The organism is Microbacterium telephonicum (genome assembly GCF_003651225.1).
Taxonomy (GTDB): domain Bacteria; phylum Actinomycetota; class Actinomycetes; order Actinomycetales; family Microbacteriaceae; genus Microbacterium; species Microbacterium telephonicum.
The window spans coordinates 234,479-252,603 of sequence record NZ_RCDB01000001.1; the positions used below are offsets into that span (position 1 = coordinate 234,479).

18 protein-coding genes and 1 pseudogene are annotated in these 18,125 nt (G+C 72.3%); 10 read left to right on the forward strand and 9 right to left on the reverse strand.

Translation table 11 applies throughout. The annotated features are described in order from the left end of the window. Positions 1–34: 34 nt before the first annotated feature. Positions 35–916 carry a phosphoribosylaminoimidazolesuccinocarboxamide synthase gene (locus C7474_RS01225; protein WP_121056921.1) on the reverse strand — a complete coding sequence of 294 codons (882 nt, stop codon included), beginning with the start codon at positions 914–916 and terminating at the stop codon, positions 35–37. Positions 917–1,062: 146 nt separating this feature from the next. On the opposite strand from C7474_RS01225, the gene C7474_RS01230 reads away from it, so the two are divergent. From C7474_RS01230 to C7474_RS01240, 3 genes are all read left to right on the forward strand, one after another. Beyond that, the gene (locus C7474_RS01230) at positions 1,063–2,028 is read left to right on the forward strand and encodes an intradiol ring-cleavage dioxygenase (protein WP_121056923.1); all 966 of its coding nucleotides are present in this window, start codon (positions 1,063–1,065) and stop codon (positions 2,026–2,028) included. Between the two features lie 75 nt (positions 2,029–2,103). Beyond that, positions 2,104–2,724, forward strand: coding sequence for a PadR family transcriptional regulator (locus tag C7474_RS01235; RefSeq protein WP_121057834.1), 621 nt, complete (start codon positions 2,104–2,106; stop codon positions 2,722–2,724). Beyond that, positions 2,721–4,214, forward strand: a complete 1,494-nt coding sequence (locus tag C7474_RS01240) for a DHA2 family efflux MFS transporter permease subunit (protein WP_121056925.1) — start codon at positions 2,721–2,723, stop codon at positions 4,212–4,214. The genes C7474_RS01235 and C7474_RS01240 overlap by 4 nt, the downstream gene beginning before the upstream one ends. 116 nt (positions 4,215–4,330) lie before the next feature. Here the strand turns inward: C7474_RS01240 and lhgO are convergent, their stop codons facing one another. Beyond that, positions 4,331–5,533: an L-2-hydroxyglutarate oxidase gene (gene lhgO / locus C7474_RS01245; RefSeq protein WP_121056927.1), complete on the reverse strand. Its 1,203-nt coding sequence runs from the start codon at positions 5,531–5,533 to the stop codon at positions 4,331–4,333. A 123-nt stretch (positions 5,534–5,656) separates the two neighbouring features. Then, positions 5,657–6,931, reverse strand: coding sequence for a phosphoribosylamine--glycine ligase (gene purD / locus C7474_RS01250; RefSeq protein ID WP_121056929.1), 1,275 nt, complete (start codon positions 6,929–6,931; stop codon positions 5,657–5,659). A gap of 470 nt (positions 6,932–7,401) precedes the next feature. Between purD and C7474_RS01255 the strand changes: the two genes are divergently transcribed. Beyond that, the gene (locus C7474_RS01255; protein WP_121056931.1) at positions 7,402–7,770 is read left to right on the forward strand and encodes a sterol carrier family protein; all 369 of its coding nucleotides are present in this window, start codon (positions 7,402–7,404) and stop codon (positions 7,768–7,770) included. 264 nt (positions 7,771–8,034) lie between these two features. Here C7474_RS01255 and C7474_RS01260 read toward each other — a convergent pair whose 3' ends face one another. Together C7474_RS01260 and C7474_RS01265 are read right to left on the reverse strand one after the other, a co-directional pair. Next, the gene (locus C7474_RS01260; protein ID WP_121056933.1) at positions 8,035–8,811 is read right to left on the reverse strand and encodes a heme ABC transporter ATP-binding protein; all 777 of its coding nucleotides are present in this window, start codon (positions 8,809–8,811) and stop codon (positions 8,035–8,037) included. Next, positions 8,808–9,332 (reverse strand): annotated as a pseudogene (locus tag C7474_RS01265) (FecCD family ABC transporter permease); the annotation flags it as partial. The pseudogene C7474_RS01265 and the gene C7474_RS01260, both read right to left, overlap by 4 nt. A gap of 333 nt (positions 9,333–9,665) precedes the next feature. Between C7474_RS01265 and C7474_RS01270 the strand changes: the two are divergent. After that, a complete protein-coding gene (locus C7474_RS01270; RefSeq protein ID WP_121056935.1) occupies positions 9,666–10,010 on the forward strand; it encodes a potassium transporter Trk in 345 nt (114 codons plus the stop codon). Positions 10,011–10,023: 13 nt separating this feature from the next. Here the strand turns inward: C7474_RS01270 and C7474_RS01275 are convergent, their stop codons facing one another. After that, complete coding sequence (locus C7474_RS01275; RefSeq protein WP_121056937.1) at positions 10,024–10,620, reverse strand: zinc-binding alcohol dehydrogenase; 597 nt, start codon at positions 10,618–10,620, stop codon at positions 10,024–10,026. A gap of 130 nt (positions 10,621–10,750) precedes the next feature. Between C7474_RS01275 and purM the strand changes: the two genes are divergently transcribed. From purM to C7474_RS01290, 3 genes are read left to right on the forward strand one after another with little or no spacing between them, the layout of a single operon-like run. Continuing rightward, positions 10,751–11,860, forward strand: coding sequence for a phosphoribosylformylglycinamidine cyclo-ligase (purM, locus tag C7474_RS01280; protein WP_199692338.1), 1,110 nt, complete (start codon positions 10,751–10,753; stop codon positions 11,858–11,860). 36 nt (positions 11,861–11,896) lie between these two features. Next, complete coding sequence (gene purF / locus C7474_RS01285; protein WP_121056941.1) at positions 11,897–13,360, forward strand: amidophosphoribosyltransferase; 1,464 nt, start codon at positions 11,897–11,899, stop codon at positions 13,358–13,360. A gap of 43 nt (positions 13,361–13,403) precedes the next feature. Next, positions 13,404–14,630, forward strand: a complete 1,227-nt coding sequence (locus C7474_RS01290; protein ID WP_121056943.1) for an MFS transporter — start codon at positions 13,404–13,406, stop codon at positions 14,628–14,630. Between the two features lie 69 nt (positions 14,631–14,699). On the opposite strand, the gene C7474_RS01295 is transcribed toward C7474_RS01290, so the two are convergent. Beyond that, the gene (locus tag C7474_RS01295) at positions 14,700–14,888 is read right to left on the reverse strand and encodes a DUF3073 family protein (RefSeq protein WP_121056945.1); all 189 of its coding nucleotides are present in this window, start codon (positions 14,886–14,888) and stop codon (positions 14,700–14,702) included. A gap of 163 nt (positions 14,889–15,051) precedes the next feature. On the opposite strand from C7474_RS01295, the gene C7474_RS01300 reads away from it, so the two are divergent. Next, positions 15,052–15,570 carry a universal stress protein gene (locus C7474_RS01300; RefSeq protein ID WP_121056947.1) on the forward strand — a complete coding sequence of 173 codons (519 nt, stop codon included), beginning with the start codon at positions 15,052–15,054 and terminating at the stop codon, positions 15,568–15,570. Positions 15,571–15,671: 101 nt separating this feature from the next. On the opposite strand, the gene C7474_RS01305 is transcribed toward C7474_RS01300, so the two are convergent. Together C7474_RS01305 and C7474_RS01310 are read right to left on the reverse strand one after the other, a co-directional pair. Continuing rightward, positions 15,672–16,298, reverse strand: a complete 627-nt coding sequence (locus tag C7474_RS01305) for a PadR family transcriptional regulator (protein WP_121056949.1) — start codon at positions 16,296–16,298, stop codon at positions 15,672–15,674. A 2-nt stretch (positions 16,299–16,300) separates the two neighbouring features. Further along, positions 16,301–17,164, reverse strand: coding sequence for a DUF4097 family beta strand repeat-containing protein (locus C7474_RS01310; protein WP_121056951.1), 864 nt, complete (start codon positions 17,162–17,164; stop codon positions 16,301–16,303). Between the two features lie 141 nt (positions 17,165–17,305). On the opposite strand from C7474_RS01310, the gene C7474_RS01315 reads away from it, so the two are divergent. Further along, complete coding sequence (locus C7474_RS01315) at positions 17,306–18,070, forward strand: MerR family transcriptional regulator (RefSeq protein ID WP_121056953.1); 765 nt, start codon at positions 17,306–17,308, stop codon at positions 18,068–18,070. The last annotated feature ends 55 nt before the right edge of the window (positions 18,071–18,125 follow it).

Sequence of the window (18,125 nt, forward strand, 5' to 3'; positions counted from 1 at the left end):
TCGCACACGCCGCCGGTCAGACCAATCCGCCGCGTCAGGAGGTCATGCGCTCCAGCAGCTCGCGGTACTTCGCCGCGGTGCGCTGCGCGATCTCGGTCGGGAGCTCGGGCGGCGTGCCGGTCCTATCCCAGTTCGCGGCGAGCCAGTCGCGCACGATCTGCTTGTCGAAGCTCGCCATCCGCTGCTCGGGCGTACCGCCGGCGGCCCAGGTCTGCGCATCCCAGTAGCGGGAGGAGTCGCTCGTGAGCACCTCGTCTGCGAGGGTCAGAATGCCGCCCGCGTCGACGCCGAACTCGAACTTCGTGTCGGCGAGGATGAGTCCCTTCGCCTCGGCGGCCGCGGCCGCGCGCGCGTAGATCTCGAGCGAGGTGTCGCGCAGTTCGGCGGCGCGCTCCGCGCCGACGAGCTCTTCGGTGCGGGCGAACGAGATGTTCTCGTCGTGCTCGCCGAGGGGCGCCTTGTAGGCGGGCGTGAAGATCGGCTCGGGCAGGCGGTCGCCGTTGGACAGGCCCGCCGGCAGCGCGATCCCGCACACGGTCCCGGCGGCCTGGTACTCGACCCACCCCGAGCCGGTGAGGTATCCGCGCACGACGCACTCGATCGGCTGCATCTCGAGCGACCGCACGACCATCGCGCGGTCGGCGACGGGAGCCGGCGGGGCGTCGCCGGTGAGGTGGTTCGGGAGGGCGCGTCCCCCGTCGGCGCCGGCCAGCTGCGCGAACCACCACAGGCTCAGCGACGTCAGCAGCGCACCCTTGCCCGGGATGCCGGGGGAGAGCACGTGGTCGAACGCGCTCACCCGGTCGCTGGCGACCACCAGCATCCGCTCGTCGCCGGCGTCGTCGGGGCGGTAGAGGTCGCGGACCTTGCCCGAGTAGACATGGTTCCAGCCGGGCAGCGCGCTCGCGTTCGTCACCGGCTCATCATCTCAGGTGGCGGGGCGGGCCGTGGATGCCGGGCCTCACCGGGCCGGCGCGGGCACGACTGCACGCCGCCGGGATGCATAGCAAGAGCACAGCTTCCCCATGGCCGCCGGATCAGCGGCGCGGGCACACTGACGGCATGATCCCCGAACCCGACCAGACGCCCGACGGCCCCCGCTACGAGGGACGCGTCCTCCCTCGCCCCGACGACGAGGTCGTCGACCAGGGTGCCGCGTTCGACCTGCAGACCCTCGTCAGCCGGCGGCGGATGCTGGGACTGGTCGGCATCGGCCTCGGCACGGCCGCGCTCGCCGCCTGTGCGCCGACGGCCACGGCGACCCCGTCGGCCACGGCCACCGCCACGGCCTCCGCATCCGCGACGCCGACGCCGTCGGCCACGGCGAGCGCCGCCGCGACGGCGCTGCCGGCGGGGGAGATCCCCGACGAGACGGCCGGTCCCTACCCGGGTGACGGATCGAACGGTCCCGACGTGCTCGAGCAGTCGGGCATCGTGCGGCGCGACATCCGCACGAGCCTCGGCGGCACGACGCCGGTCGACGGGGTGCCGCTGGAGTTCACGCTGCGGCTGACCGATATGGCCAACGGTGACGCGGCGTTCGCCGGGGTCGCCGTCTACGCCTGGCACTGCGATGCGCAGGGGCGGTACTCCATGTACTCCGACGGCGTGGAGGACGAGAGCTTCCTGCGCGGGGTGCAGATCGCCGACGCCGACGGGCAGGTCACGTTCACCTCGGTCATGCCCGGCTGTTACGCGGGGCGCTGGACCCACATCCACTTCGAGGTGTACCCGACCGAGGCCGACATCACGGATGCCGGCAACGCGATCGCGACGTCGCAACTGGCCTTCCCGCAGAGCGTGCTCGACCCCGTCTACGCACTGCCGGCGTACGACGGCTCGGCCCGCAACCTCTCGCAGATCACGCTGGCTTCCGACAACGTGTTCGGCGAGGACGGCGGCGCCCTGCAGCTGGCGACCGTCACGGGCGATGCGACGAACGGGTACGCCGCGTCGCTCGTCGTGCGCGTCGACACGACCACGACGCCCAGCGCGGGAGCGGCGCCGGGCGGCGGCGGGCGCCCCTGAGCCGAGGCGCACTGCTCGACAGCATCCCTACTCCATCCGGTATAGTCCACGTGGACTAATCGAAATGGAGTGATCATGCCGGACCCGGTCGACCGCCTCACCCCCCTGGGGCTGATGGTGCTCGCGCTGCTGCGCGAGGACGACATGCATCCGTACGAGATGATCCGGCTGATGCGCATCCGTCACGACGACCGGCTCGTCACCCTCACCAACGGCACGATCTACCACACCGTCGCCCGGCTGCAGAAGACCGGCCTCGTCGTCGAGGTCGGCACCGACCGCGACGGCAACCGCCCCGAGCGCACCACCTACTCGGTGACGGATGCCGGTGTCGACGTCGCTCTGGAATGGGTGCGGCGCGAGCTGGTCGCGATCGACCGGCCGGCGCAGTTCCGCATCGCACTCGCCGAGTCCCACAACCTCGAGGCGGACGAGGTGCGGGAGCGCCTCCGCAGCCGCCACGACGCGCTCGCCGACTACGAGCGCGCCCTCACCGAGGGCTACGACCAGGGGCGCTCGAAGGGGGTGGCCCTCCAATACCTCGTCGAGGTGGAGCGCGACCTCGCCCTCGTGCGCGCCGACCTGATCTGGAGCGCGTCGCTCATCGAGCGGCTCGGCTCCGACGACCTCCCGTGGGGCGGCACGCACGCGCCCACCGACCGCTACCTGGCCCAGAGAGAAGCCGCACGCTCATGACCACCACATCCCCGACCGGGTCCGTCCGGACCCAGAGCCCCTGGCCCGCCCTCTGGGCGCTGGTCATCGGGTTCTTCATGATCCTCGTCGACACGACGATCGTCTCCGTCGCGAACCCCGCCATCAAGGCCGCGCTCGACCCGGCCACCGCCAACCTCGACAACGTCGTGTGGGTGACCTCGGCCTACCTGCTCGCCTACGCCGTGCCGCTGCTGATCACCGGACGCCTCGGCGACCGGTTCGGGCCGAAGAACATCTACCTCATCGGCCTCGCGATCTTCACCCTCGCCTCGCTCGGCTGCGGACTGTCGGGCACGCTCGACATGCTCATCCTCTTCCGCGCCGTGCAGGGTCTCGGCGCCGCCCTGATGACGCCGCAGACGATGGCCGTCATCACCCGCACCTTCCCGTCGAACCAGCGCGGCGCGGCGATGGGCCTGTGGGGCGCCACGTCGGGCGTCGCGATGCTCGTCGGCCCGCTGGCCGGCGGCCTGCTCGTGGACGGCCTCGGCTGGGAGTGGATCTTCTTCGTCAACCTCCCCGTCGGCGTCGTCGGCTTCGTGCTCGCGTGGATCCTCGTGCCCAAGCTCGAGACCCACGAGCACCGCTTCGACCTGGTCGGCGTCTTCCTCAGTGCCGTGGGCCTGTTCCTCATCGTCTTCGGCCTGCAGGAGGGCGAGGCGTACGACTGGGCCGGCTGGGTGTGGGCGATGATCGCCGGGGGCATCGTCGTGCTCGCACTGTTCATCTGGCAGCAGGCGAAGACGCGCAACGAACCGCTCGTGCCGCTGGGCCTGTTCCGCGACCGCAACTTCTCGGTCTCGAACATGGGCATCTCCGTCGTCGGCTTCGTCGTGACGAGCATGACGCTCCCGCTCATGTTCTTCCTGCAGCTCGGCAAGGGGCTCACCCCCACCGAGTCCGCCCTGCTGATGGTGCCGACCGCGATCGCCGCGGGCGTGCTCTCGCCGATCGCGGGCCGCATCCTCGACCGCGTCGACCCGCGCGTGCTGCTCGTGCCCGGGCTGCTGTTCGTCACGGTCGCGCTCGCCTGGAACGCGTTCCTCATGCACCCCGACACCGAGACCTGGATGTTCCTGTTCCCGTCGGCGCTGCTCGGCATCGGCAACGCCGGCATGTGGGGGCCGCTGGCGACCACCGCGACGCGCGGCCTGTCGCCGCGTCAGGCCGGCGCCGGCGCGGGTATCTACAACACCACCCGCACCGTCGGGTCGGTGATCGGATCGGCCGCGATCGCCGCGTTCATGCAGGCCCGCCTCGAGGCGAACCTGCCGATGGCCGCGTCGGGCGGCGGCGAGTTCGGCTCGGGCGCCCTCCCGCCGCAGGCGCTCGACGGCTTCTCCGACGCGATGGCGCAGACGCTGATCCTGCCGATCATCGTCATGGCGCTCGGCGTGATCGTGGTGCTGTTCCTGCAGAAGCCCGCACACCTGCGCGCCGACGCCGCGCCGGCTGCCGCCCCCGCCTAGATGCACTGAGCCGCAGCCCCGCCCGGGCGCCGCACCCCCGCATCCGCGCCACAGAGCCGTGGTGTCGACGCGGTGACGCGGCGGCCCGGGCGCTCTCTCGCCCGGGCCGCCGCCGGTCAGCGCGCGGGAGCGGCCAGGTGGTGCGCGTGGACGAAGCGCGCGATCGCGAGAGAACTCGTCGCCGCCGGTGACGGGGCGTTGCGCAGCACGGTGACCGGGCCGACCTGGTCGATCGCGAAGTCATCGAGCAGGTCGCCGTTGCGGCCCCACGCCTGCGCGCGCACGCCGGCGCCCGTCTTGCGGGAGAGGTCGTCGGAGCGCAGCTCGGGCACGAACCGGCGCGCCTTCTCGACGTAGCGCGCCTTGATCAGCGACGCGCTGATCTCGTCGGCGCCCATGCGCCAGTGCCTGCGGGCCAACGGCATCGCCCCCGGCCACCGCAGCGACCCGAGAGTGTCGCGCAGCGAGACGTCGCGCCAGCGGTACCCCTCGCGCGCGAGCGCCGGCACCGCGTTCGGGCCGACGTGCACGTCGTCGTAGACCCCTCGGGTGAAGTGCACGCCGAGGAACGGGAACCGGGGGTCGGGCACCGGGTAGATCATGCCCCGCACGAGGCCCGACCGCTGCGGCGCGAGCTGCCAGTACTCGCCGCGGAACGGCAGGATGCGGGGTGCGGCATCCGCCCCGACGAGGCGTGCGATGAGATCGGACTGGAGCCCCGCGGCCGCGACCAGACGATCGAACACGTGCTCGCCGGTCTCGGTGACCACGCGCACGCGCCCGTTCTCGAGGCGGATGCCGGTGACCGTGGTGTGCAGCAGGATGCGGCCGCCGGCCGCGCGCACGTCCTGCGCCATCGCCTCGGTGATGGCGGCGTAGTCCACGACCGCGGTCTGCGGGGAGTGCACCGCGGCGACACCGACGACGTGCGGCTCGAGCTCGCGCAGCCGGCCGACGTCGTCGACGCGGGCGAGGTCGGGCACCCCGTTGGCGCGCGCACGCCGCTCGATCTCGGCGAGGGCGGTGAGCTCGGACCCGTCGACGGCGACCACGAGCTTGCCGACGGCGCGGTAGGGCAGTGAACGGTCGGCGCAGAGAGCGCGCAGCAGCTCGCGGCCCTCCGCGCACAGCGTCGCCTTCAGCGATCCGGGCGCGTAGTACAGGCCGGCGTGCACGACTCCGGAGTTGTGCCCGGTCTGATGCTGCGCGAGCCGGCCCTCCTTCTCGAGCACGGTCACCTCAGCGCCGGCGGCGGTCAGCTCGCGCGCGAGCGCGATGCCGACGATGCCGCCCCCGATGACACCGATCTGCTCAGCCATGTCGTCCCCCCAGACGTCCCCGTGGACAGCATGCCGCGCGCGGCATCCTCCGCGCAATGGCTGCGGGTGGAGTCCGTGGCTCAGGCGTCAGGCGTCAGGCGGCCGGGGTCAGTCGGGCGGGGGTCAGGCGTCGGCGACGCGGGCGGCGATGTCGGTGCGGTGGTGCGAGCCCTCGAGCGAGATCTCGCCGAGCGCACGGTAGGCCCGCTCCCGCGCCTGCGCGAACGAGTCGCCCGTCGCGACGACGTTGAGCACGCGACCGCCGGTCGCCACCAGCGTGCCGTCGCGCTGCGCCGTCGCGGCATGGGCGAGGTGCACGCCGTCGACCGCGGATGCGGCATCCGTCCCGCCGATGGGGCGCCCGGTGACGGGGGCCTGCGGGTATCCCTCGCTCGCGAGGACGACGGTGATCGCCTTCGTGTCGGAGAACCGCGGGGCGGGCTGGTCTTCGAGCGTGCCGCTCGCGGCGGAGAGCAGCAGCTCGGACAGCGGCGTCACCAGGCGAGGAAGCACGACCTGCGTCTCGGGGTCGCCGAAGCGCGCGTTGAACTCGATGACCTTGACGCCGGCATCCGTGAGGATGAGGCCCGCGTAGAGCAGTCCGATGAACGGCGTGCCTTCGGCGTCGAGCGTGCGGATGACGGGCTCGGCGACCGTGCGGGTCACCTCGTCGACGAAGGCCTGCTCGCTGCCGAAGCGCTCGTCGAGCCAGGGGAGGGGCGAGTAGGCGCCCATGCCGCCCGTGTTGGGGCCGGCGTCGCCGTCGAGGGCACGCTTGAAATCCTGCGCGGGGCTGAGCGCGCGCACCGTGTCGCCGTCGCTCAGGAAGAACAGCGACACCTCGGGGCCGGAGAGGAACTCCTCGACCAGCACGGGGCCGGTCGGCAGGTACTCGTCGGCGTGGGCGAGCGCGGCGGCGCGGTCGTCGGTGACGATGACGCCCTTGCCGGCGGCCAGACCGTCGGCCTTGACGACGTGCGGGGCGCCGAATTCCTCGAGCGCGGCCTCCACCTCGGCGCGGGTGGTGGCGCGGGCGGCGCGGCCCGTCGGCACTCCCGCGGTGTCCATGATGCGCTTCGCGAACGCCTTCGACCCCTCCAGCGCGGCGGCGGCCTTGCCGGGGCCGAACACGGGGATGCCGCGCTCGCGCAGGGCGTCGGCGACGCCCGCCACCAGCGGAGCCTCCGGGCCGATGACGACGAGGTCGATGTGCTCGGCGTTGGCGTACTCGGTGACGGCCGCCGGGGCGTTCGCGTCGAGTCCGGCGACGATGGTCGCGTCTGCCGCGATGCCCGCGTTCCCCGGGGCCGCGAACAGCTCGTGGCCGGCTCCCTCGGCCTTCAGGGCGAGCAGGATGGCGTGCTCGCGGGCACCGGAACCGAGGACGAGAATGCGCACCGTGTCAGCCTACCGAGGCCGCCCGCGGGCCGCCGTCGGTTCGCGGGGCCGCGCGCGCACCTCCGCGCACCGCAACTCCTCCGATTCGGCACTCGGTCCGGCGGGCGCGCCCGTCTTTGCCCGGGCGTCGGGCGGCGGGGCCCACAGATTGGAGGAGTTGCGGAGCGTGCGGCCTCGGGCCTGTTCGCAACTCCGGAGCGGCGTGCCGTCGCGCAGTGGCGCTCGGCGGGATTCCGGGGGCCGGGCGCGCAGGAGGCACCGGATCTCCGGAGTTGTGGACGGGCGGCGCGGCCCCACGGCGGCCGGCGTCGGGCTGCCCGGATGGGCGCAGGAGCGGAGCGTGCGGCCTCGGGCCTGTTCGCAACTCCGGAGCGGCGTGCCGTCGCGCAGTGACGCTCGGCGGGATTCCGGGGGCCGGGCGCGCAGGAGGCACCGGATCTCCGGAGTTGTGGACGGGCTACCGTGGTCACATGGCGCGCGGAATCTCGGTGGACGACGGACGCGCGGCGCTCGCCGCCGTCGCCGCGGCCCGCGCCGCCGATGAGAAGCCGCCGCGCCCCGCGCTCGCGACCGCCGTGCGGTATCTGTTGCAGCTGCTCGTCGAGAAGGCGCCGGGCAACTCGGTCGAGGTGCGCGTTCCGCCGTTCGGCGCCGTGCAGGTCGTGCAGGGCCCGCGTCACACGCGCGGCACGCCGCCGAACGTCGTCGAGACGGATGCGGCCACCTGGATCGACCTGGCCACCGGGGCCGAGTCGTGGGCCGAGGCGGTCGCCGCCGGGCGCGTCGGTGCTTCGGGCACGCGCGCCGACCTCGCCGACCTGCTGCCGCTCCGGCCGTAGTCGCCGCGATGGTCCGCCACCCGGTGCATGTCACGCGGATGGTGGGTGTGCGGCATCCGAGACGGCCCTTCGTGTGACCTGCCCGGTTCCCATGTCACACGGATGGTGGGTGCGAGGCATCCGGGACGGCCGTTCGTGTGACACGCCCGCCGGCACCGCCCCGCACCGCCCCGGCACCGCCCCGCACCGCCCCGCACCGCCCCGCACCGCCCCGGCACCGCCGACCGCACCGGCCCGGCACCCGCACCGCACCCGGCCCGCGCCTCAGCGCTGCGGCACCACCACGGGCACACCGGTCAGCGGATGCGGGAAGACGTCGACCGGCTGTCCGTACACGTCGCCGATCCGCTCGGCCGTGAGCACCTCGGCCGGCGTTCCCGACGCGACGACGCGCCCACCCGCGAGCAGGGTCGCCCGATCGGCGTAGGCCAGGGCCGCGTTGAGGTCGTGCAGCACGACCGCGACGGCGGCGCCGGCCTGGGCGCGGCCGCGCGCGAGGCGGAGGGTGTCCTCCTGGTGGCGCAGGTCGAGGGCGGCGGTCGGCTCGTCGAGCAGCAGCACGTCGACGCGCTGGGCCAGCACGCGCGCGAGCGCCGCGCGGGCGCGCTCGCCGCCCGACAGCGACGACACGGTACGGCCCGCCAGCGCGGTCATGTCGGTCTCGGCGAGGGCGGCCGCGACGGCCGCGTCGTCGTCGTCCGCGGCAGGCGTGCGGGCCCACGGCGCCCGTCCCATGCGCACGACCTGCTCCACGGTGAACGGGAACGAGACCCGGCTCTCCTGCAGCAGCACCGCGCGCCGGCGGGCGAGGTCCCGCGGATGCCGGGCCGCGAGTTCCCGGCCGTCGAGCGTCACGGCACCCGCGGCCGGAGTCACATCCCCGGCGAGCACGGCGAACAGGGTCGACTTGCCGGCCCCGTTCGGTCCGACGAGCGCGTGCACCTCGCCGGCGCGCACCTCGATCGCCGCATCCGTGAGCGCGTCGCGCGGAGCCCCGTCGTAGCGCACGCGGATGCCGGTGGCGACGAGTCGCGCGGTCATGCCCAGCCTCCGGAACGCCGGCGGGTGCGCACGAGCAGCCACAGGAAGAACGGTCCACCCACCAGGGAGGTGATCATGCCGATCGGCATGTCGGCCAGCGGCACCGCGGTGCGCGCGATGAGGTCGGCGAGGGTGATGTGCAGGGCGCCGCCCAGGGCGCTGGTGACCACGAGCGGAAGGTGCGCCAGGCCGATCAGCATCCGCAGCAGGTGGGGCACGACGAGTCCGAAGAACCCGATGATCCCGGCGAAGGCGACGGCCGCGGTCACGAGCAGGGCGACGGTCACGATGACGACGACGCGCAGCAGCTCGACCCGCACGCCGAGGTGGCGGGCGGAGCGCTCGCCGAGTGCGAAGAGGTCGAGACGGCGCGAGACGAAGACGGCCACGGCGAGTCCGATGGCGACCAGCGGCGCGACGACCGCGATGTTCTGCCACAGCGCGCCGTTGAGCGAGCCGAGCTGCCAGAACACGATCTGCTCACGGGTGGAGGTCGTGCCGAGGAACGTCAGCAGCGCGAGCGGATGGCACCGAAGCCGGCGGTGCCGAGCCCGAGGTCACGGCCCTGGCCGAGTCCGACGCGGCGCCGGTCTGGCCGTGGCTCGTGGGCGGTGGCGTGGTGCTGCTGGCCGCGATCGCGGTGACGTGGGTCATCGCGTCGCGTCGCCGGACGGCATCCGCGACGGGCGCCGACGAAATCTGACCGCGAACCCTCGGCTTCCGGCCGAACCCTCGACCCCAGAGCGTCCTGGAGCGAAGGGTTCGGCCCGGGAGCGAGGGTTCGGCACGCGGAAACGCGCAACCTTCAAAATGACTGAAGGTTGCGCGTCGTCGCGCGGTGGGACAATGGGGGGGTGACCGATCCCGCCGAGCACCGCATCGAGAAGGCGCAGCTGCGCCGCGCCCCCAAGTACGGGGTGTTCCTCGCGCTCGGCGCCGCGCTCGGCATCATCGCCGCCCTCATCCTGACCTTCGCGTTCGCGGGCGGTCAGGACGCCACCGACGAGAGCCCCTTCACGGGGGTCACCTACACGACGACCCAGGTCTTCGGCTTCGTCGCGCTGATCTGCATCCCCGTCGGCCTCGCGCTCGGCGGCGTCGTCGCGCTCATCCTCGACCGCACCGTGGGGCGCCGCACCCGCGAGGTCACGGTCGACCACGAGCGTCACGTCGAGCCGCCCGTCGGCGACGAGGACTGACCCTCGGCGGACGTCAGGCGAGGTCGGCGATCACCGGGGTGATGGCCGCGTCGAAGGCGACCACGTCGCCGCGGAGGCCGTCGGTGACGGCGACGGTGAGCGTGCCGATCCACCACACGCCGCGTTGCGTGAGCGGCAGCACCTGCACGTTCAGCTCGAACCCGTGGGCGCGACGTCCGACGGAGCGCTCGTGCTGGGCGATCGCGCTCGCGTAGGCGCGGTACGACGAGCCCGTCCCGATCGAGCTGCGGTAGCGCTCGTGCGCGCCGCGGGCGTACGCGACCGCGTCGGCGCCGTGCGGCGCGATCGCGGCCGCGAGTTCGGCGAACCCCTCGGTCGGCAGGGCGACGAGCAGGTCGAAGCCGTCGACGAGGTCGAGCGGCACCGGCGACGGATGCGCCTCGGGCTCGACGGTCATCTCCCAGTACCGCCGCCACTGGCGTTCCAGGTCGGCCACCGGCTCGAACTCAGACGCCTCACGCGTCGCGACCCCGCGCAGCGCGGGAAGCTCCTCCGGATAGCGGATGCCGAGCACCTGGCGCAGGTAGAGCGCGACGAGCACGGGTTGACCCGCATCCTCGCGCACCAGCCATTCGCCACCGCTCGCCATGCCGCCCATCCTGGCATGCCCGCGCCCGGGCGGGGCCGGTGCGCTGACACGCGTCGAGCGGGCCGGTGCGCGCTCCGCCCCACACGCCGCGGCGGGCGGAGTACCCCGCGACGGCCGGTAGGCTGTGCGGGTGGCCTCGACCCCACCGAATCCCTACACTGCAGCCGGCGTCGACACCGCGGCGGGCGATCTCGCCGTCGAGTTGATGAAGTCGGCGGTCCGACGCACCCACGGCCCCGAGGTCCTCGGCGGCGTCGGCGGCTTCGCGGGCCTGTTCGACGCGTCCGCCCTGAAGCTCTACGACAAGCCGCTGCTCGCGACGAGCACCGACGGCGTCGGCACGAAGGTCGCCATCGCGCAGGCCATCGACAAGCACGACTCGATCGGCCAGGACCTCGTGGGCATGGTCGTCGACGACATCGTCGTGGTGGGCGCCAAGCCCCTGTTCATGACGGACTACATCGCGTGCGGCAAGGTGTTCCCCGAGCGCATCGCCGACATCGTGCGCGGAATCGCCCTCGGCTGCGAGCAGACCGGCACCGCCCTCGTCGGCGGCGAGACCGCCGAGCACCCCGGGCTGCTGGGTCTGAACGACTACGACGTGGCGGGCGCGGCGACGGGAATCGTCGACGCCGACAAGGTGCTCGGCGCCGAGCGCGTGCAGGACGGCGACGTCGTGCTGGCGCTGGCCTCCAGCGGTCCCCACTCCAACGGCTACTCGCTCATCCGCCACATCGTCACCGGCGCCGGCATCGGCTACGGGGACCACGCCGCCGACTTCGGCACCACGTGGGGCGAGGCGCTCCTCGAGCCGACGCGGCTCTACACGCTGCCGCTCCTGCGCCTGCTCACCCAGTTCCCGGACGCCGTGCACTCCCTGTCGCACGTCACCGGCGGCGGCATCGCCGCCAACCTCGCGCGCGTGCTGCCGCAGGGCACCTGGGTCGAGGTCGACCGCTCCACCTGGTCGCCCTCGCCCGTGTTCCGCGTGCTCGCCGACCTCGGCTCGCTCGAACTCGAGGCGACCGAGGGCACCTGGAACCTCGGCGTCGGCTTCCTCGCCGTCGTCTCGGCCGACCGGGCGGATGCTGCGGCATCCGCACTGTCGGCCGAGGGCATCGCCACCTGGCGGGTCGGCACGGTCGGCACCGGCGCGCGTCCCGACGGCGAGTTCGAGCAGGGCGCCAAGGGCGTCGACGGCGGCGCGGTGCGCCTCGTCGGCCGCTACGCCGACCACTGATCCCCCTCCACAGATCCTCTGGAGCAACCACCCCCCATGTGCGGCATCGTCGGCATCGTCGGCCAGACCCCCGTCAACCAGGAGATCTACGACTCGCTGCTGCTGCTGCAGCACCGTGGTCAGGACTCCGCGGGCATCGCGACCGCCGAACGGGGCGGCGTCTTCCACGTCTCGAAGGTGAAGGGGCAGGTGCGCGAGGCGTTCCGCACCCGCGACATGCGCGCCCTTCTCGGCGAGATCGGCCTCGGCCACGTGCGCTACGCGACGAAGGGCTCCGCCTCGAGCGAGGAGGAGGCGCAGCCGTTCTACGTCAACGCCCCCTACGGCATCGTGCTCGTGCACAACGGAAACCTCACCAACACGCGTGAGCTCACCGAGGAGCTCTTCCGCACCGACCGCCGTCACCTCAACACGAGCTCCGACACCGAGCTGCTCGTCAACGTGCTCGCCAACGAGCTGCAGCAGGAGATCTCGGGGCTCGACCTCGACCCCGACCAGATCTTCCGTGCGGTCTCCCGCGTGCACGAGCGCGTCGAGGGCTCGTACGCGACCATCGCTCTGATCGCCGGATACGGTCTGCTCGCCTTCCGCGACCCGTTCGGCATCCGTCCCCTCATCCTCGGCACGCGTCGGGCCGAGAACGGCAAGTACGAGTGGGTCGCGGCATCCGAGTCGCTCGTGCTCGAGAACGCCGGCTTCGAGGTCGTGCGCGACGTCGAGCCCGGTGAGGCAGTGTTCGTCGACCTCGACGGCAACCTCCACACGCGCCAGTGCGCGACCGACCCGAGGCTCGTGCCGTGCTCGTTCGAGTACGTCTACCTCGCGCGACCCGACTCCGTCATGAACGGCATCTCGGTGTACGAGGCGCGGCTGCGCATGGGCGACCGCCTCGCCGACACGATCGCGAAGTACACGCCGAAGGACGCGATCGACGTCGTCATGCCGATCCCCGACAGCGCCCGCCCCGCCGCGATGCAGGTGGCGCGCAAGCTCGGCATCGAGTACCGCGAGGGCTTCTACAAGAACCGCTACGTCGGCCGCACCTTCATCATGCCGGGGCAGGCGGTGCGCAAGAAGAGCGTGCGCCAGAAGCTCAACGCGATGTCGAGCGAGTTCAAGGGCAAGAACGTGCTGCTCATCGACGACTCCATCGTGCGCGGCACGACGTCGAAGGAGATCATCCAGATGGCCCGGGATGCCGGTGCCGCCTCGGTGACGTTCGCTTCGGCAGCCCCGCCGATCCGGCATCCGCACGTCTACGGCATCAACATGCCCTCGCGTCAGGAGCTCGTCGCCCACGGACGCACGATCCCCGAGATCGCCGATGAGCTCGGCTGCGACTACCTCGTCTACCAGGAGGTCGCCGACCTGAAGGCGGCGATCCTCGACGGCTCGCCCGGCGTCGAAGACCTCGACATGAGCTGCTTCGACGGGCGGTACATCACCGGGACCGTCACCGAGGAGTACCTCGCGTGGGTGGAGGGCTCCCAAGAGAGCTGACCGGCGCACCCCCGCCTCCCGCGGGGCGATCTAGGCTGGATCGGTGACCGACCTCCCCGCCCGCTCCCTCTGGCGGGGAAGGCTCCTCGCCCTCGTCGGCGTCGTGCTCGTCGCCTTCTCGCTGCGCTCGGCCGTGGCCTCGCTCTCGCCGATCCTCGCCGAGGTGCGCGCCGACATCGACGTGCCCACGTGGGTCGTCGGCCTCATCGGCACAGCGCCGCCGGTGTGCTTCGCGGTATTCGGAATCGTGACCCCGCTGCTCGAGCGCCGCTTCGGTCTGGAGCGTCTCGCCATCGCCGCGATGGCCGTCGCCGCCCTCGCGCTGGCGGGGCGCGCCTTCGCCCCGAACGCCGGCGTCCTGCTCATCGGCACGACGGTGCTGTTCGCGGCGATCGGCGTCGGCAACGTCGTGCTGCCGCCGCTCATCAAGGCGTATTTCCCCGACCGTGTCGGGGTCATGACGGCGGTGTACTCGGCGACCCTCGCCGTGGCCGCCTTCCTGCCGCCGCTGGTCGCGGTGCCGATCGCGGATGCTGCCGGCTGGCGTTTCTCGCTCGGGCTGTGGGCGGTGTTCGCGGTGCTGGCGATGGTGCCGTGGATCACGCTCGCGGTGCGGGATCGCGCCGAGCACGCCGCCGCCGTCGACGAGCCGGCGCCCCGCGTGCTCGACCGCCTCTTCCGGCTGCCGCTGGCGTGGGCGCTTGCGGCGACGTTCGCGATCTCGTCGGCGAGCGTGTACGCGTGCTTCGCGTGGCTGCCGGTCATCCTCGTCGACGTCGCGGGCGTCTCCCATGCCGCCGCCGGCGCGCTGCTGTCGCTGTTCGCGGCGATCGGGCTGCCGCTCTCGTTCCTCGTGCCGCTCGTGGTCACCCGCGGGCGGTGGATCGGCTGGCTGTACGTCGTCGCGCTCGTCACGGGCATCGCGGCCGTCGCGGGGCTGCTGCTGGCGCCGACGGCGGCGACCGTGCTGTGGGTCGTGCTGCTCGGCATTCCGCAGGGACTGTTCCCCGCCGTGCTCGTGCTCATCCAGGTGCGTGCCCGCACGCGCGAGGGCGCGGTCGCGCTCAGCGGCTTCGCGCAGAGCGCCGGCTACGCAGTCGCCGCGCTGTTCCCGTTCACTTTCGCGCTGCTGCACGAGGGGACCGGCTCATGGAGCGGTCCGCTGCTCATGCTGGGCGCGCTGATGCTGCTCGCGATCCCGGCCGGCGCGATCGTGGCGCGGGGCGGGACCGTCGAGGACGCGTGGGAGCGCCGACACGGAGCCTGGTGAGAGGCCGCGGGTGCGCGGCGAGGTGCGCGGACACCGGATGACGCGCGGGCGCGTCAGGTCGCGAAGACGTCAGGCCTTCTCGAGTTCGTCCGAGTCCTCGTCTTCGTCGTCGTACTGGTCCGCCCACTTGTCGACGTACTGTTCGTCGTCGTGGTGGCCGAGCTCCTTCTCGAGCGCGCCGAAGTTCACCGCGTAGGTGTCGTACTTGAGCTCACGCGCGATCTTGGTGTGCTTCGCCTTCTGACGGCCACGCCCCATGCGAGACCCCCTCGATTCTGAGTCGCGGGCTGTGCCGATTCGCCCGTCGCAAAACAATTCGGCCTGAAGCCGGGAAGAGTAGCATTCAGGATATCACGGCGCCCTCATCCGCTCGCCGATCTCGCGGTGTGCACGGCGTGGGTGTCACGACCGGAAGGCCATCATGAGCGACGACGCCACCGCCCCCGTTCCGACCCACGCCGTGATCGTCGGGGCGATCCCCGACCAGCCGGCCCGCGTCGTGCGGGAAGCCGCCCGCTACGCGAAGCTGATGGACGCGCCGCTCGTCATCGCCTACGTCGACGTCACCCGCTTCGTCACGTACGAAGACCCCGACGGGTACGTGCACACCGCTCCCATCGACCTGGACGTCTCGCCCGGCGAGAGCCAGTTCGCCGCCGTGCGGGATGCGGCCGCCGAGGCCCTGTCGGGTATCACCGTCACGTGGTCGGCGACCTCGCTCGTGGGAGATCCGGCGATGGCGCTCAAGCACCTCGCGGAGCAGTCCGATGCGCGGCTGCTCGTCGTCGGCACGCGCCGCCGCGGCTTCGGGGAGACCATCCGCGAGTTCTTCACGGGGTCGGTGGCCGCCCGTCTCGCGCACCGTCAGTCGCGCCCCATCCTCGTCGTGCCGCTGGAGTCGCCCGCCGCCGACGACGAGGAGCTCTGGCCCGAGGGCTGATCGCGTTTCGACTCGCTGCGCTCGCTCAACGACCGGGGGTTGGTGGTGTCCGTTTCCGGTCGTTGAGCGAGGAGCGCAGCGACGAGTCGAAACGCCCCGACTCAGCCCTTGATCGCGACGGTCAGCGCGCGACCGGCGGCCTCGAGCGCCCGCTCGAGCTCGTCGACCGCGGATGCCGGCAGTGCGCCGCCGTGGGCGACGTGCGAGCGCAGGTCGGCCCGCACCGTCGCGCGGAACGTCGAGACGAGGGCGTCGGCACGCTGCACCTGGGCCCGGGACGACACGCGCGACTCGTCGCGCTCCGGAGCCGGCGCAGACGGCGCGCGTCCCCGCGAGGCGGCCTTGTCGGCCTGTGCGGCGGCGGCGAGGTCGGCTTTCAGGCTCCGCATCGCCTCGCGCATCGATCCGCGCACCTCGTCGGCGATGAGCCGGACGCTGTCCGACAGGCCCGCCTCGATGCCCTCCAGGTCGTCGGCGCGAGCTGCGACTTCGGCGCGTCCGGCATCCGTGATCGCGTAGACGGTCTTGCGGCCGTCGACGGTCTTGGTCACCAGGCCCTCCTCCTCGAGCTTGCTGAGGCGGGGGTAGATGGTGCCGGCACTGGGTGTGTAGGTGCCGCCGGTGCGGTCGGAGAGGGCCTGCATGAGGTCGTAGCCGTGGCGCGGCGACTCGTCGAGCAGCCGCAGCAGGTACAGGCGCAGGTCGCCGTGGGAGAAGACGGGGGGCATGATCACCACTCCTCGGGGGTCGGGGCGTCGCCGGTGGGGCCGGCGGCGGGCTCGGATGCCGCGACACGGCGCAGCACCGTGAGGCCGCCCGACACGGAGTTGGCGCGCACGTCGACGAAGCTCCCCGACAGCTCGCCGACCGAGTCTGTGTAGTTGGTGGGCGACGACGACGACCGCTTGACGCCGTCGATCGTCACGCGGCCGCTGACGCTGCGCATGACGTAGTTGGCGGGCAGTCCCTCGTCGAGGCGGATGGTGGTCTCGCCGCTGACGGTGTTGACGTTCACCGCCTGGATGCGGCCGGTGGAGTCGATGAGCATGTCGCCCGACACGGTGTCGATCGTGGCCTTGCGCAGCTCGCCGGTGACGGCGACGTCGCCCGAGACGGAGTTGGCCATGAGGGCGCCGACGAGGCCGCGGATCTGCATGTCGCCCGACACGGCGTTCGCCGAGATGTCGCCGGTGTGGCCGTCGATGATGACGTCGCCCGAGACGGTGTTGACCTTGGCGTCGGTCGTGAGCCCCGTCACGAGCGCGCTCGCGCTGACGACGCCGAGGTTCAGGGCGATGCCGCGGGGGACCGCGACGCTGATCTCGGCCTTGGCGCCGCCGGCGCCGAAGGTGCGGAACACGTCGATGAAGTTGTCCCAGCGCAGCTGGGGGTGGTCGATCTCCACGACGTCGCCGTCGACCTCGATGCGCAGGTCTTTCATCGTGACGTCGTGCACTTCGATGCGGACGCCGGGCTCGTCGTGGGCGATCACGTCGATCTGCCCGCCGATGAGGCCGACCTTCAGCTTGCGGGCATCCTCGATGTCGATGACGCGCGTCTCTCCCGGGTGGATGATCCACTTCTCGAGGGTCATGTCTGTCTGCTTTCGTGAGGGTGGGCCGCGATCAAGATATATCGCGTATTGCGAGGGTAACACGATATATCTCGATCGTGTCAAGAGGTTCGTGGGAATCTGCTTGACTTTGACGCTACGTCAACCTCTACCGTCGAAGACATGACGAACGAATGGTCGATCCAGCAGATCGCGAAGCTGGCCGGGACGACGAGTCGCACCCTGCGGCACTACGGCGATCTCGGCCTGCTCGTCCCGTCGCGCATCGGCGGCAACGGCTACCGGTACTACGACGAGACGGCGCTGGTCCGCCTGCAGCGGATCCTGCTGCTGCGGGAGCTCGGGCTCGGCCTTCCGCAGATCGGAGAGGTGCTCGAGCGCGAGACCGCGGAGGTGCCCGCCCTCGAGGCGCACCTCGCGTGGCTGCAGGACGAGCAGCACCGGCTGCAGCGGCAGATCGCCGCCGTGGCCTCGACCATCACGGCACTGAGAGGAGGTGAACGACTCATGGCACAGGACATGTTCGACGGCTTCGACCACACGCAGTACAAGGACGAGGTCGAACAGCGCTGGGGCGCCGACGCGTACAAGAAGAGCGACGACTGGTGGCGCGGCTTGACGGCGGACGACAAGTCCGCCTGGCAGGCTCGCACCGCGCAGCTGGCGGCCGACTGGGCGGATGCCGCGTCCCGCGGCATCGCGCCCGACGCCGACGAGGCCCAGGCCCTCGCGGAACGGCACGTGCACTGGCTGACCGGCGTCCCCGGGACGCCCGCATCCGCCCCCGGCGGCGACATCGCCGGCTATGTGACGGGTCTCGGCGAGATGTACGTCGCCGACCCGCGCTTCGCGGCGAACTACGGCGGTCCCGACGGTGCCGCCTTCGTGCGCGACGCCCTGCGGGTCTACGCCGCCGCCCGGCTCTGATCCCACGGTCGGGAACCGGGACGCCGTGAGGCCCCCGCCGACGTCGGCGGGGGCC